A 14,727-nucleotide genomic window follows, 5' to 3' on the forward strand; every position below is an offset into this window, starting at 1 on the left:
TTAACGCAAATGATGTACCACCTGGTTGCTGCTGCCGCGCCAGATCAACGCCGGGTCTTTCAGATCCTGCACAAATTTGCCGTCGACCAGCACGTTGATGAGATCCACCACCTGCATTTGCGCAGCGTTGAGTTCGTCAAGCTTATAGCCGGTCCACACCCAGATATCTTTTCCCGGACACTCAGCGCGAATACGCTGTACCAGTTGCAGAATATCCGGCACGTTTTGCGGATGCAGCGGATCGCCGCCGGACAGCGAAATCCCCTGACGGTGAATGCGCGTGTCGTTCAGATCGGCAATGATCTTATCTTCCATCTCTTTGGTAAACGGTTCGCCGGAATTGAGCCGCCAGGTGCTTTTGTTATAGCAACCGGGGCATTCGTGCACGCACCCGGAGACAAACAGGGTGCAGCGGGTTCCGGGGCCATTGACGATATCGACGGGGTAATATTGGTGGTATTGCATAGAGGATGTCCAGAAAGCATGTAGGCCGGATAAGGTGCTTGCACCGCATCCGGCAACATTGTGATGCCTGATGGCGACGCTATTGCGTCTTATCAGGCCTACGGCCTTTGCAAACGGAAATTAACCTATCTGCCCATTGCCTAAATGCTTAACGCGGCGCTTCACTTCTTCCTGCTTACCAGCGTTAAACGGACGCGCGTCCGGGCTGCCTAAATAACCGCATACGCGGCGGGTGACCGACACGCGGGCCGCGTCGTGGTTACCACATTTCGGGCAGGTGAAGCCTTTGCTGGTGCATTCGAACTCGCCGGTAAAGCCGCACTCGTAGCATTCATCGATTGGCGTGTTAGTCCCGTAATACGGCACGTGCTGATAGCTGTAATCCCAGACGTCTTCCAGCGCTTTCAGGTTGTGCTGAATATTTGGGTATTCGCCGTAGCAAATGAAGCCTCCGCTTGCCAGCGGCGGGTACGGCGCTTCGAAATCGATCTTGTCGTACGGGTTTACCTTCTTCTCTACGTCGAGGTGGAAGCTGTTGGTGTAGTAACCTTTGTCGGTGACACCCGGCACTACGCCAAACTCGGCGGTATCCAGGCGGCAGAAACGATCGCACAGGTTTTCACTTGGCGTGCTGTACAGGCTAAAGCCGTAACCGGTCTCGTCTTTCCACTGATCGACCGCCTGACGCAGGCGTTCCACAATGGCGATACCTTTGGCGCGAAGCTGCTCACTGTCGTACAGGTGCTTGTCGCCAAACAGCGCGTTGATGGTCTCGTGAATGCCGATGTAGCCCAGAGAGATGGACGCGCGACCGTTTTTAAAGATTTCTGACACGTCATCGTCCGCTTTCAGACGCACGCCGCAGGCACCTTCCATATACAGAATCGGCGCAACGCGAGCTTTCACGCCTTCCAGACGCGCAATACGGGTCATCAGCGCTTTACGCGCCAGCACCAGACGATCGTCGAGCAGTTTCCAGAAGGTGGCTTCATCGCCATGGGCTTCCAGCGCGATACGCGGCAGGTTGAGGCTGATAACGCCGAGGTTGTTACGGCCATCGTGAACCTGTTCGCCGTTCTCGTTTTCCCACACGCCGAGGAAGCTGCGACAGCCCATTGGCGTTTTGAACGAACCGGTGACTTTGACTACCTGATCGTAGTTCAGGATGTCCGGATACATACGCTTGCTCGCGCACTCCAGCGCCAGCTGTTTGATGTCGTAGTTCGGATCGCCAAACTTGTGGTTCAGACCGTCACGAATTGCGAACACCAGTTTCGGGAAGACCGCAGTTTTACGGTTTTTACCCAGGCCAGCAATGCGGTTACGCAGAATGGACTGCTGGATCAAACGCGATTCCCAACTGGTTCCCAGACCAAAACCGAAGGTAACAAACGGCGTCTGACCGTTGGCGGTATGCAGGGTATTCACTTCATACTCGAGCGACTGGAAGGCGTCGTAGCACTCTTTCTCGGTACGGGAATGCGCATAGCCGTCGGCGTCCGGGATCTGCCACTCTTCAGCGGTTTTGCGATGCTTGTTAAAGCTCTCGGTCACGAACGGTGCGAGAACTTCGTCAATACGGTTAATGGTGGTGCCGCCATAAATATGGCTGGCAACCTGCGCGATGATTTGCGCGGTGACGGCGGTCGCGGTAGAGATGGATTTTGGCGGTTCAATCTCCGCGTTACCCATTTTAAAACCCTGCGTCAGCATGCCTTTCAGGTCGATCAGCATGCAGTTAAACATTGGGAAGAACGGAGAGTAGTCGAGGTCGTGATAGTGAATATCACCACGCTCGTGCGCCTGGACGACATCACGCGGCAGCAGGTGCTGACGTGCGTAGTGTTTGGCAACGATACCGGCCAGCAGGTCGCGCTGGGTCGGGATCACTTTGCTGTCTTTGTTGGCGTTTTCATTCAGCAGAGCAGAGTTGGTTTGCTCAACCAGACCACGAATTTCCTGGTTCAGACGGCCACGTTTTTCACGCTGTATATCACGGTCGTGGCGATATTCGATGTACGCACGGGCGAGTTGTTTATACGGGCCAGACATCAGCTGGTTTTCTACCGCTGTCTGGATCTCGTTGATATCGACCTTGCTGCGCTCATTCATCTGGCTACTAACGACTTCTGCGACGGTGGCACAGTAATCTGCGTCATCGACTCCCGCTGCTTTAGCTGCACGCAGAATGGCTTCTTTGATGCGCTCTGATTTAAACGGCACTTTACAGCCATCTCGTTTCATCACATGCGGTGTCATGATCACTCCATATTTATAAGAACAGGTTATCCACAGAGGTTGGGGAAGCGGCCATGGCTTTATTCATCTCTATTGCCAATGACTTCCCGCAATCCTGACCCACTTTATCCACAATTCCACCGTCAAGCGGTGCACTGTAGTTGTAGCAATTGTAGTCGATTAATACAACATATTGGGTCGGCGTGCATTTTAAGTTCTATATGTAGTGATTTGCATCAAGGATGTTTACGATTTTTTTGATGTAGCGCAAAGTAAAAATCGGAGCGTACAGATGACGGGCAGTACAGCCGATTGTAAATTGTAGGTAGAAAATTCTGATTATTTATTCAGCAAAAACAGAAGGGTAAGCTAAGCGTATGTAACAAAGCCCGGCAGCGCTATGCGTACCGGGCCAGAACATAATTGCAAGCTATTTTTGCACCCACCAGACGGCTTCAAAAGGACGTAGCGTCATGTCTGCAGGTTGGCTGGCGACTTCGGCATAGTTGTGCATTAGCACCTGCCAGTTTCCGTCGGTTTGGGTCGGCTGCCAGTTCTGGACGGTATCGCTCAAATTAGCAATCACCAGCAGCCGTTGGCCTTGCCACTCTCGTTGATAGCACCACAGATGCGGGCTGTCCGGCAGCAGATCCTGGTAGTCGCCCCAGGTGATAACTGGCTCCGCTTTGCGTAAGGCGATCAGCTTCTGATAGGTATAGAACACCGAGTCGGTATCACTCAGCGCTGCCGCTACGTTGATATCCGCCGCGTTGTCACACAGATCGATCCACGGCTGACCCGCGGTGAAGCCCGCGTGTTTGCTGGCATCCCATTGCATCGGCGTGCGGCTGTTATCGCGGGATTTGCTGGCGAGGATCGCCAGCAGCTCTTGCGCATCGCGTCCCTGGCCGTTCAGGGTGGCAAACATGTTATGGCTTTCCACATCGCGATAATCGGTAATCTGGCGGAAATGCGGGTTGGTCATGCCAATCTCTTCCCCCTGGTAGATGTAGGGGGTGCCCTGCATGCCATGCAGCACCATCGCCAGCATTTTGGCCGACGGAACGCGGTATTTCCCTTCATCGCCAAAACGCGACACGATGCGCGGCTGATCGTGGTTACACCAGAACAGCGCATTCCAGGCCTGATTGTGCATGCCCTGCTGCCAGTGGCGGAACAGGGTTTTGAGCGCCACATAGTCGGGTTTTGCTAACGACCACTTTTCGCCGTTAGGGTAATCCACTTTCAGGTGGTGGAAGTTAAAGGTCATCGACAGTTCGCTGCCATCGAGTGCGGCGTACTGCTGGCAGTTTTCCAGCGTGGTGGACGACATTTCCCCGACCGTCATCAGGTTGCGGGGTGTGAAGACGTCGCGATTCATCTCGCGTAAAAATTCATGCGCGCGCGGACCATCGGTATAAAAACGGCGGCCATCGCCGTCAGGATCGTTCGGGAAGTCCTGATCTTTGGAGATAAGATTGACCACGTCGAGACGCAGCCCGTCCACGCCGCGATCGGCCCAGAACTCGCACACTTTCTTAAGCTCGGCACGGACCGCCGGGTTCTCCCAGTTAAGGTCGGCCTGCTCCGGAGCAAAGAGGTGCAGATAGTACTGCTCGCTTTCGGCGTGCCAACCCCAGGCGTTGCCGCCAAATTTGGAACGCCAGTTATTCGGCGGGCTGTCTGGCGTGCCGTCGCGCCAGAGATAAAACTGACGATACGGGCTGTCTTTATCCAGCGCTTCACGAAACCAGGCGTGCTGAGTTGAGGTGTGGTTAAACACCATATCAAGAATAATACGGATACCGCGCGCTTTTGCCTGCGCTACCAGTTCGTCAAAGTCTGCAAGCGTACCGTAGGACGGATCGACAGACATGTAATCCGCGACGTCGTAGCCGTTATCAACCTGCGGCGAAATATAGAACGGCGTCAGCCAGATGGCATCGACCCCCAGCTTTTGCAGATAGTCGAGACGCTGCGTTACGCCGCGTAAATCGCCGGTGCCGCTGCCGGTGGTGTCCTGAAAACTCTTGGGGTAAACCTGATAGATAACGCCGTTTTGCCACCAGTGGGGAATATTCATGGTTGTTTCCTGGAAATACGCTGGGGCGCAACTGCGCCCCGAAGAAAAGTTAGACAATTTGTAATGTACCCAGACGGTATTTACGCTGGTAAACGAATGAGGTCAGTACCATTGGGATAACAATCGCAATGACCATCGCCATACCAAAGACCTGCCAGTAGGTCGGCTGAATGGAGAGGATGCCCGGCAAGCCGCCGACGCCAATCCCATTCGCCAACACACCGTTCAGGCCGCACAGCAGTCCGGCGAGACCGGAGCCGATCATCGCGCACAGCATCGGGAAGCGGTATTTCAGGTTGATCCCGTACATTGCCGGTTCAGTTACCCCGAGATAAGCGGAGATTGCGGCAGGAACGGAGATTTCACGTTCGTTGTGTTTACGACTGGAGATAATGATCCCGACCACCGCAGAGGCCTGGGCGATATTCGACAGTGCGATCAGCGGCCATACCGGCGTACCGCTCATGCTCTGAATCATCTGCATGTCGATAGCCAGCGTGGTCTGATGCACGCCGGTGATCACCAGCGGTGCGTACAGGAAGCCGAACAGCGCCGCGCCGATCGGGGCAAAGCTGCCGGTCAACAGATGCCGGACCGCAAACGCGACACCGTCGCCGATCATGCGGCCAAACGGACCGATAAAGGCGTGCGCAAGGAATACCGCAAGGATCAGCGAGCACACCGGGACGATCACCAGATACAGATAATCCGGCACGATGCGTTTCATGCGCGTTTCAATAAATCCGAGCGCCAGTCCGGCCAGCAGTGCCGGAATAACCTGCGCCTGATAGCCGACTTTCTCAATGCTGAACAGGCCGAAGTTCCACACTTCAGGCACCTGCTGGCCGAGCAGATAGGCGTTCATTAACTGCGGAGAAACCAGGGTCACGCCCAGTACAATTCCGAGGATCGGCGTACCGCCCATTTTTTTCACCGCCGACCAGCAGATCCCGACCGGCAGATAGAAGAAGATCGCTTCGCCAATCAGCCACAGGAAGTCATAAAGGGTTTTCAGCGAAGGATGCATCTGCGCCAGCGTCTGCCCGTTGCTCATGGGCAGATCGCCGATCACGTTACGGAAACCTAAGATCAGGCCGCCGCTAATCAGCGCAGGCAGCAGCGGGAAGAAGATCTCCGCAAAATGAGAAATGAGCTGTTCGTGCCATTTCATATTCTGTCGCGCGGCCTTTTTCGCCTGCTCTTTGTCGGCGCTGGCCTGCCCGGTTGTCGCCAACAGCGCCTGGTAGTAGTCGCCCACCTCGGTGCCAATCACCACCTGAAACTGTCCGGCGTTGGTGAAGCAGCCTTTGACCATCGGCAATTGTTCGATCTCTTTCGGCCTGGCATTCGCAGGCTGATTCAGCACAAAACGCAGGCGAGTAATGCAGTGACTCACCGTGGCGATATTGTCGCGCCCGCCTACCAGCTCAATCAGCCGGTCGATGTCTGCTTGTTTTATTTTGCTCATGATGATGTGTGTTCCCCGTAGACCGGAAAAGACGCTGTAGCGTCGTCATTCGGCAACTCTCTCGTTGTTGGCGCCAGAGTATATCGTCGATGAAATTTTAAAAATGGGAACGTTCCCGAAACGCAGCGAAGATCACAAATTAACGCTCAGAAAGCGATCAGGAGAGGGCGGAAGGTATAACGATTTGTCGTGGTTCGCTACGGCCGTTGATCTGCTCGACCAGCTGTGAGGCCGCTTGTCGTCCGGCTTCAGCGTATCCTGGATCGACGGTGATAATTTCCGGATGGAGGAATTTCATCAGCGGCGTGCTGCCCACACTCGCCAGCTGCAGGTTCTCTATTCGCTGCTCCTGCAAATATTTACTGACCCCAAGGGCGAGGGTATCCGTCGCGCAGACTAAAGCGGTGGTTTCTGGGGTGATGACGTTGGCGGCCTGCTCATAGCCCTGCTTCATGGCCAGACCCGGCAGCGCGGCGACGGGGTGCAGTTTGTGTTTCTTACAGAACGCCAGGTAGGCTTCATGGCGGCGCTTACCGGTGGTTACGTCGCTATGAGGAACGCCAAGAAAGCTGATCTGGCGATGCTCGCGATCGTATAAACGCTGCATCAGGGTGCGAATGGCGCCCTCATCGTCATAGCAGACCGAGGCAAAGCCTTTCGCATCTCTTGCCAGCAGCACCAGCGAATCCTGCCAGGAGGCGAGCATGGATTCAGTAATGCCGGTAAAACCAAACAGCACCACGCCGTCAATATTGCGGCGTCTGAGCATGCCGAGGTGCTCCTCAACCAGCTCGGGCGAGAACTGGCTTTCCATCATGATCGGGTCGTAGCCCTGCTCATAAAAGACCGGTAGCATGGTTTGCACCGCGAGATTTTCCGAAAGCGAGTCCAGACGCGTGACGATAATCGCCACCACCTTATCACTTTGACCGCGCATGGCGCGTGCGGAGCGGGAAGGGGAAAAACCGTGCTGGTTCATCACCGCTTCAACGCGTTCGCGCGTGCGTTCGCTCACGCCGCTTTCATTGTTAAGCACACGGGAAACGGTCGATTTTCCCACGCCGCTTAAGCGGGCGATGTCTTTAATTGTCAGCCGGTTTTGCATCCTGTTTTCCCGTGTTGCGTGTGAAGTTATGCCAAATAGAGAATAACTTTACTCAAGCGCGGTGCAATGGGCAAAGTCTGGTATACGTTTGGTTTAGTTTCCATGGTTTATCATATCGCCATAATTGCCACAAACCTTATGGTTTTCTGCGTATAATCCGCAGCGCAAATCATTCACTTACCGGAGGCTATATGGATCCCGATCCCACCCCTCTCCCGAGACGGAGAAACAACCCTTTCCGGTAAGCCTGTCTTTCACTGTCTTACCGGAACAGTAAGACAGTGACGTTCTGACGTCCCTGTTGTGATTTAATAATTGCCATCAGGCAAGGCCTTGCCACGCCTGAAGGATTTACTGCGCCTGTTTATACTGGTGCAGAGGGACTGCCTATGTTCAAAAATATGACTCGCCAGTTGTTTGCCCGACTAAACCGCCATTTACCGCATCGTCTGGTGCATCGCGATCCGTTGCCTAATGCCCAGACCGTTGCCAGCACGCCGATCCCGCCATCGCTGAGCGAACATTGCCTGAAAATGGCCCTAATGGACGAAGAAGCGCTGTGGAAAACGTTCGGCACGCACCCAGAAGGGTTGAACGCCGCGGAAGTGGAAAACGCTCGCGAATTACATGGCGAGAACCAGTTGCCGGCGCAGAAGCCGTCGCCATGGTGGGTGCATCTGTGGGTCTGCTATCGTAACCCGTTTAACATTCTGCTGACCATCCTCGGTGCGATTTCCTATGCCACCGAAGATCTGTTTGCCGCTGGCGTCATCGCGCTGATGGTCGTCATCTCTACGCTGCTGAATTTTGTGCAGGAGGCGCGTTCCACCAAAGCGGCAGATGCGCTGAAAGCGATGGTCAGCAACACCGCCACGGTACTGCGCGTTATTAACGAGAAAGGGGAGAATGGCTGGGTTGAACTGCCGATCGACCAGTTGGTTCCCGGCGATATTATCAAGCTGGCGGCAGGAGATATGATCCCGGCCGATCTGCGCGTGGTGCAGGCGCGTGACCTGTTCGTGGCCCAGGCTTCGCTGACCGGTGAATCGCTGCCAGTGGAGAAAGTTGCAACCAGCCGCGACCCGCAGCAAAGTAACCCGCTGGAATGCGATACCCTGTGCTTTATGGGCACCAACGTGGTGAGCGGCACGGCACAGGCCATCGTGATTTCAACCGGAGCTAATACCTGGTTTGGGCAACTGGCGGGCCGCGTCAGCGAGCAGGAAAGCGAGCAAAATGCATTCCAGAAAGGGATCAGCCGCGTCAGCATGCTGCTGATCCGCTTTATGCTGGTGATGGCGCCCATTGTGCTCATCATCAACGGCTATACCAAAGGCGACTGGTGGGAAGCGGCGCTGTTTGCCCTGTCTGTGGCAGTGGGACTGACCCCGGAAATGCTGCCAATGATCGTCACCTCGACGCTGGCGCGCGGGGCGGTGAAGCTGTCAAAACAAAAGGTCATCGTCAAACACCTCGACGCCATCCAAAACTTTGGCGCAATGGATATCCTGTGCACTGATAAAACCGGTACCCTGACTCAGGATAAAATTGTCCTGGAGAATCATACGGATATCTCAGGAAAGCCCAGCGAACACGTCCTGCATTCTGCGTGGCTGAACAGCCATTATCAGACCGGGCTGAAGAATCTGCTGGATACGGCGGTGCTGGAGGGCGTGGACGAAGAATCTGCCCGTCAGCTCTCTACCCGCTGGCAGAAAATCGATGAGATCCCGTTTGATTTCGAACGCCGCCGCATGTCGGTGGTGGTCGCAGAAGAAACCGATGTGCATCAACTGGTGTGTAAAGGCGCGTTGCAGGAGATCCTCAACGTCTGTACCCAGGTGCGCCACAACGGTGAGATTGTCCCGTTAGATGACAACATGCTGCGTCGGGTGAAACGCGTCACGGACACGCTGAACCGCCAGGGGCTGCGCGTGGTAGCGGTGGCGACGAAGTACCTGCCTGCGCGTGAGGGCGATTACCAGCGTATTGATGAGTCGGATCTGATCCTCGAAGGCTATATCGCGTTCCTCGATCCGCCGAAAGAGACCACTGCGCCGGCGCTGAAAGCGCTGAAAGCCAGCGGTATTACGGTGAAAATCCTCACTGGCGATAGCGAGCTGGTGGCGGCGAAAGTGTGTCATGAAGTGGGGCTGGATGCGGGCGATGTGGTTATCGGCAGCAGCATTGAGGGGTTAAGTGACGATGAGCTGGCCCGACTTGCCCAGCGTACCACGCTGTTTGCTCGTCTGACGCCGATGCATAAAGAGCGCATTGTCACGCTGCTCAAGCGCGAAGGTCATGTGGTCGGCTTTATGGGCGATGGCATTAACGACGCCCCGGCGCTGCGCGCTGCGGACATCGGTATCTCCGTTGACGGCGCGGTTGATATTGCGCGTGAAGCTGCTGATATCATCCTGCTGGAAAAGAGTCTGATGGTGCTGGAAGAAGGGGTGATCGAAGGACGCCGTACTTTTTCTAACATGCTGAAGTACATTAAAATGACGGCCAGTTCTAACTTCGGTAACGTGTTTAGCGTGCTGGTGGCGAGCGCCTTCTTACCGTTCCTGCCGATGTTGCCGCTGCACTTACTGATCCAGAACCTGCTGTACGATGTATCCCAGGTGGCGATTCCGTTTGATAATGTCGACGAAGAGCAGATCAAAAAGCCGCAGCGCTGGAATCCCGCTGAATTAGGCCGCTTTATGATTTTCTTTGGACCGATCAGCTCGATCTTCGACATTCTGACATTTTGCCTGATGTGGTTCGTGTTCCATGCTAATACGCCAGAGCATCAGACATTGTTCCAGTCTGGCTGGTTCGTGGTGGGCTTGCTGTCACAAACGCTGATTGTGCATATGATCCGTACCCGTCGCGTGCCGTTCATCCAAAGCCGCGCCGCATGGCCGTTGATGCTAATGACGCTGGTGGTAATGGTGGTGGGCATTGCATTACCGTTCTCGCCGCTGGCCAGCTATCTGCAGTTGCAGGCGCTGCCGCTGAGCTACTTCCCGTGGCTGGTTGCGATTCTGGCGGGTTACATGACATTAACCCAGCTTGTGAAAGGTTTTTATAGCCGCCGCTACGGCTGGCAGTAATCCTCAACTTCTCTTCTGCAGGATGGTGTTAATACCATCCTGCATTTCTCTTTTTCATTCGAAAGATATTCTCCGGAAATATTGGTGTTTTATTTTTATTGAAATACCAACGCGGGCAATTAGTATCAAATCCCCTTCTTTGCTTTGCTTTTTTATCAATAAAACGATCTGCGTTGCAAAAATGAAACAGTGTGCTAAAAATTATAAGCATCTGCGATTTTTTGTGAACACAGTCATCGAAATAAATTGTTACACCAGTTAGTCTGCGCAGGTAACGTCGTTAAGAAAGTTTCTCGCTGCCCGTTTTTAATTCCGGCAGTCATTTGCTCTGCAAGCTATTCCTGTTAATGGATATTATGAACTTCTGGAGAAGGACAAATGAAACTGACAAAAAACCTGTTAAGTCTGTGTATTGGCGCGTCTGTATTACTGGCGAGTCATGCCACGCTGGCACAAACCTTTCGCGCCGCAGATGTGCATCCGGCTGATTACCCGAACGTTGTTGCCGTCAAACATATGGGGGAGAAACTTAGCGCCGCGACCGACGGTCGTCTGGAGATTAAAACATTTCCCGGTGGCGTGTTAGGTGATGAAAAACAGATGATTGAACAGGCGCAATTGGGCGCTATCGATATTATTCGCGTTTCAATGACGCCGGTTGCCGCCATTCTCCCTGAAATTAACGTCTTTACCCTGCCGTATATCTTTCGTGATGAAGACCATCTGCATAAGGTTCTCGACGGCATGATCGGTCAGGAGATTGGCGACCGTCTGACGGCCAACACCAAATCGCGGCTGGTGTTCCTCGGCTGGATGGATGCCGGAACGCGCAATCTAATCACCAAAAATCCGGTGGTGAAACCGGAAGATTTACACGGTATGAAAATCCGCGTTCAAGGAAGTCCGATAGCGCTGGATACCCTGAAAGCGATGGGCGCTAACGCCGTTGTGATGGGCGTCAGTGAAGTATTTAGCGGCATGCAGACCGGCGTTATTGATGGCACGGAAAATAATCCGCCAACGTTTGTTGCGCATAACTATTTGCCGGTCGTGAAAAACTATACCTGGAGCAAACACTTTATTATTCCTGAGCTTTTTCTGTTCTCGAAAGCTAAATGGGATAAGTTGAAAAAAGAAGACCAGGATCTCATTATTAAACTCGCTAAAGAAGCCCAGGTAGAGCAACGCAAACTTTGGCAGGATTATAATGCGAAATCGCTGGAGACCATGAAAGCCAATGGCGTTCAGTTCCACGATATTGATACGGACTATTTCTATAAAGCCACGCAGTCAGTGCGGGATAATTACGGTAAAGACCACCAGGATTTGATCAAACGTATTCAGGATGTGAAGTAATTCATCAGGTGGAGGATATCAACCCTCCGCCTGAATCTTTTGATTAATTCGAGGTGATGATTATGGGTGAATGCTATTCATCGGTAATGGATTTTCTTTATCGAGTGTCAATGTGGATTGCCGGTATCGCATTATTGGTCATGGTCGCCATTATCCCTATTGGCATATTCGCGCGTTATGTTCTGAATAACGCCCTGTCATGGCCAGAACCCGTCGCCATTCTTTGTATGGTGACATTCACCTTTATTGGCGCTGCGGTAAGCTATCGCGCAGGCTCGCATATCGCGGTGAGCATGGTGACTGACCGTTTGGGTGATGCTTCCCGCCGTTATTGTTCGGTAATCGCAGACGTAATGCTGGTGGCGATAAGCCTGTTTATCCTCTGGTACGGAACCAATCTCTGTCTTGAACTGTGGGACCAGCCCGTGGCGGAATTCCCGCTTTTAAGCGCCGGGCAAAACTATCTTCCGTTGCCGATTGGCTCTGCCATAACGCTGCTGTTTATCGCAGAAAAGATTTTCCGTGGTCCGCAGTACCAACGTCCCGTTGTCATGCTGGGATCGACCAGCTAGTTACCGCCCCCATTTCAGAAAGGAAAGCAGATGGATGCATTTATTCTCGTCTTTACGCTCGGCATTATGCTGGCGATTGGGGTACCGGTAGCGTACGCGGTTGGCATTAGCGCCATCATTGGGGCCTGGTATATAGATATTCCGCTGGAAGCGGTAATGATCCAACTGACCAGCGGGGTGAATAAGTTTTCGCTGCTGGCGATCCCATTCTTTATTCTGGCCGGGGCTATTATGGCCGAAGGAGGAATTGCGCGGCGACTGGTGAACTTTGCCTATATTTTCGTTGGCTTTATTCGCGGTGGGCTGTCGCTGGTAAACATTGTGGCATCGACCTTTTTTGGCGCCATTTCCGGATCGTCCGTGGCCGATACCGCGTCCATCGGTTCGGTAATGATCCCGGAGATGGATAAAAAAGGCTATCCGCGCGACTTTGCCGCGGCGGTCACTGCCAGCGGCTCGGTACAGGCGATCCTCACGCCGCCCAGTCATAACTCAGTTATCTACTCGCTGGCAACGGGGGGGACGGTGTCGATTGCCGCGCTGTTCATCGCCGGGATCCTGCCGGGCCTGCTGTTAAGCTTCAGCCTGATGGTCATGTGCGTGGCTTTCGCGCACAAACGCGGTTATCCAAAAGGGGAACGCGTACCGTTTCGCCAGGCGCTGAAGATTTTCGTCGATACGCTGTGGGGATTGATGACGGTTGTGATCATCATGGGCGGCATCCTGTCAGGTATCTTTACCGCGACGGAGTCTGCGGCGATTGCCTGCCTGTGGGCCTTCTTTGTCACCATGTTTATCTATCGTGACTATAAATGGTCTGAGCTGCCGAAGCTGATGTTCCGCACGGTGAAAACGGTCACTATTGTCATGATCCTGATAGGCTTTGCCGCTGCGTTCGGTGCCGTCATGACCTATATGCAGTTGCCGATGCGTATCACTGAAGCCTTCACCAGCATCTCGGACAACAAATACGTCATTCTGATGTGCATTAACATCATGCTGCTGCTGATCGGTACGCTGATGGATATGGCGCCGCTGATCCTGATTTTGACGCCGGTTCTGCTGCCGGTGACCAACGCGCTCGGTATTGATCCGGTCCATTTTGGCATGATCATGCTGGTGAACTTAGGGATCGGCCTGATTACGCCGCCGGTAGGGTCGGTGCTGTTTGTGGCCAGTGCGGTGAGTAAGCAGAAAATAGAGCAGGTGGTAAAGGCGATGTTGCCATTCTACCTTGTGCTATTCCTGGTGCTGATGCTCGTGACGTACATTCCGGCGATTTCGCTGTTCCTGCCGAAACTGTTTGGTGTGATGTGATAAATGCCCGGTGGCGCTCGCGCTTACCGGGCCTGTAAACTACCCGTGCGTTGGCCGGACGAGGCGAAGCCGCCATCCGGCGCAAGGAGGCTTAGCGACGAACGGCGATCGCTTCAATCTCGATTTTCACGTCTTTCGGCAGACGGGCAACTTCTACGCAAGAACGCGCAGGGAAAGTCGCGTTGTGCTCGGTGAAGAATGCTTCGTAGGTCGCGTTTACGGTTGCGAAATCGTTCAGGTCTTTAACGAAAACGGTCGTTTTTACGATGTCGCCCACTTTCAGGCCTGCTGCTTCAACGATAGCTTTTACGTTTTCCAGCGACTGACGTGCCTGAGCGGACACGTCTTCCGCTACGGCACCGGTTTTCGGATCGACCGGGATCTGACCGGAAGTGATTACCATGCTACCCAGGTCAACGCCCTGAACGTATGGGCCGATTGCTGCTGGTGCATTTTCCGTCGCGATAGTCTTGCTCATGATTTCTCCTGAATTACAGCGGTAGTAGAATGTTCCCGGCCATTATAGAGAGGCCACATTTCATAACCAACCCCAATTAGTTGGCCAGCACCACATAATGCGAAAACTCTTTTTCACAGTATTTGCATTTGAGTGCGATGTCATCAGCGCGCTTTTTCACTGCAAAACTGGAAGATACTGGTTCAGCATGGCTGATGCAGTTGCTGTTCGGGCAAACCAGCACGTTGTCGATACGATCAGGCAGGCTCGGGCGCGATTTACCCACGACATCATAATCGTCAATGCGGTTTACCGTTGCCTGCGGGGCATACAGGGAGAGCTGGTTTACCTGCTCGTCGGTCAGGAAGGTATTTTCAATCTTTATCAGATCTTTACGGCCCATCTCGCCAGACGGCAGGTTCAGGCCGATGGTGATGCGTTGGTCGGTTTCCGTCAGTTTGAACAGCGTCAGCAGCTTAAAACCAACCTGTGCGGGAATATGGTCAATCACGGTGCCACGTTTGATGGCTTCAACCTGCAGTTTGTTATCGTGTGTCATCTCTTTTTC

The 14,727-nt window shown here is 53.6% G+C and carries 12 protein-coding genes; 5 read left to right on the forward strand and 7 right to left on the reverse strand.

Features of this window, described 5'->3' with window-relative positions; genetic code table 11:
• From nrdG to treR, 5 genes are all read right to left on the reverse strand, one after another.
• Positions 1-465: an anaerobic ribonucleoside-triphosphate reductase-activating protein gene (gene nrdG, locus OGV80_RS00985; RefSeq protein WP_043018233.1), complete on the reverse strand. Its 465-nt coding sequence runs from the start codon at positions 463-465 to the stop codon at positions 1-3.
• 120 nt (positions 466-585) lie between these two features.
• A complete protein-coding gene (nrdD, locus tag OGV80_RS00990) occupies positions 586-2,724 on the reverse strand; it encodes an anaerobic ribonucleoside-triphosphate reductase (RefSeq protein ID WP_043018234.1) in 2,139 nt (712 codons plus the stop codon).
• A gap of 409 nt (positions 2,725-3,133) precedes the next feature.
• Positions 3,134-4,786: an alpha,alpha-phosphotrehalase gene (treC, locus tag OGV80_RS00995; RefSeq protein WP_286513272.1), complete on the reverse strand. Its 1,653-nt coding sequence runs from the start codon at positions 4,784-4,786 to the stop codon at positions 3,134-3,136.
• A 49-nt stretch (positions 4,787-4,835) separates the two neighbouring features.
• Positions 4,836-6,254, reverse strand: a complete 1,419-nt coding sequence (gene treB / locus OGV80_RS01000) for a PTS trehalose transporter subunit IIBC (RefSeq protein WP_286513274.1) — start codon at positions 6,252-6,254, stop codon at positions 4,836-4,838.
• A gap of 157 nt (positions 6,255-6,411) precedes the next feature.
• Positions 6,412-7,359: a trehalose operon repressor TreR gene (treR, locus tag OGV80_RS01005; RefSeq protein ID WP_075145281.1), complete on the reverse strand. Its 948-nt coding sequence runs from the start codon at positions 7,357-7,359 to the stop codon at positions 6,412-6,414.
• A 191-nt stretch (positions 7,360-7,550) separates the two neighbouring features.
• On the opposite strand from treR, the gene mgtL reads away from it, so the two are divergent.
• The 5 genes from mgtL to OGV80_RS01025 all read left to right on the forward strand — a co-directional run bounded on the left by mgtL (position 7,551) and on the right by OGV80_RS01025 (position 13,702).
• Complete coding sequence (mgtL, locus tag OGV80_RS24380) at positions 7,551-7,604, forward strand: mgtA regulatory leader peptide MgtL (RefSeq protein WP_191229402.1); 54 nt, start codon at positions 7,551-7,553, stop codon at positions 7,602-7,604.
• Between the two features lie 144 nt (positions 7,605-7,748).
• Positions 7,749-10,457: a magnesium-translocating P-type ATPase gene (gene mgtA / locus OGV80_RS01010; protein WP_047406582.1), complete on the forward strand. Its 2,709-nt coding sequence runs from the start codon at positions 7,749-7,751 to the stop codon at positions 10,455-10,457.
• A gap of 378 nt (positions 10,458-10,835) precedes the next feature.
• A complete protein-coding gene (locus OGV80_RS01015; protein ID WP_043018239.1) occupies positions 10,836-11,813 on the forward strand; it encodes a TRAP transporter substrate-binding protein in 978 nt (325 codons plus the stop codon).
• 62 nt (positions 11,814-11,875) lie between these two features.
• Positions 11,876-12,385: a TRAP transporter small permease gene (locus tag OGV80_RS01020; protein ID WP_043018240.1), complete on the forward strand. Its 510-nt coding sequence runs from the start codon at positions 11,876-11,878 to the stop codon at positions 12,383-12,385.
• Positions 12,386-12,415: 30 nt separating this feature from the next.
• Positions 12,416-13,702: a TRAP transporter large permease gene (locus tag OGV80_RS01025; RefSeq protein ID WP_003839607.1), complete on the forward strand. Its 1,287-nt coding sequence runs from the start codon at positions 12,416-12,418 to the stop codon at positions 13,700-13,702.
• A 91-nt stretch (positions 13,703-13,793) separates the two neighbouring features.
• Here OGV80_RS01025 and ridA read toward each other — a convergent pair whose 3' ends face one another.
• Positions 13,794-14,180, reverse strand: a complete 387-nt coding sequence (gene ridA / locus OGV80_RS01030) for a 2-iminobutanoate/2-iminopropanoate deaminase (RefSeq protein WP_000047544.1) — start codon at positions 14,178-14,180, stop codon at positions 13,794-13,796.
• A 76-nt stretch (positions 14,181-14,256) separates the two neighbouring features.
• The gene (gene pyrI / locus OGV80_RS01035) at positions 14,257-14,718 is read right to left on the reverse strand and encodes an aspartate carbamoyltransferase regulatory subunit (RefSeq protein WP_043018241.1); all 462 of its coding nucleotides are present in this window, start codon (positions 14,716-14,718) and stop codon (positions 14,257-14,259) included.
• Between the last annotated feature and the right edge of the window lie 9 nt (positions 14,719-14,727).

The organism is Citrobacter sp. Ce119 (genome assembly GCF_030334525.1).
Classification (GTDB): domain Bacteria; phylum Pseudomonadota; class Gammaproteobacteria; order Enterobacterales; family Enterobacteriaceae; genus Citrobacter; species Citrobacter europaeus.

Coding starts and splice junctions, on each gene's coding strand:
- nrdG (WP_043018233.1), bottom strand. CDS start 465: ATGCAATACCACCAATATTACCCCGTCGATATCGTCAATGGCCCCGGA.
- nrdD (WP_043018234.1), bottom strand. CDS start 2,724: ATGACACCGCATGTGATGAAACGAGATGGCTGTAAAGTGCCGTTTAAA.
- treC (WP_286513272.1), bottom strand. CDS start 4,786: ATGAATATTCCCCACTGGTGGCAAAACGGCGTTATCTATCAGGTTTAC.
- treB (WP_286513274.1), bottom strand. CDS start 6,254: ATGAGCAAAATAAAACAAGCAGACATCGACCGGCTGATTGAGCTGGTA.
- treR (WP_075145281.1), bottom strand. CDS start 7,359: ATGCAAAACCGGCTGACAATTAAAGACATCGCCCGCTTAAGCGGCGTG.
- mgtA (WP_047406582.1), top strand. CDS start 7,749: ATGTTCAAAAATATGACTCGCCAGTTGTTTGCCCGACTAAACCGCCAT.
- OGV80_RS01015 (WP_043018239.1), top strand. CDS start 10,836: ATGAAACTGACAAAAAACCTGTTAAGTCTGTGTATTGGCGCGTCTGTA.
- OGV80_RS01020 (WP_043018240.1), top strand. CDS start 11,876: ATGGGTGAATGCTATTCATCGGTAATGGATTTTCTTTATCGAGTGTCA.
- OGV80_RS01025 (WP_003839607.1), top strand. CDS start 12,416: ATGGATGCATTTATTCTCGTCTTTACGCTCGGCATTATGCTGGCGATT.
- ridA (WP_000047544.1), bottom strand. CDS start 14,180: ATGAGCAAGACTATCGCGACGGAAAATGCACCAGCAGCAATCGGCCCA.
- pyrI (WP_043018241.1), bottom strand. CDS start 14,718: ATGACACACGATAACAAACTGCAGGTTGAAGCCATCAAACGTGGCACC.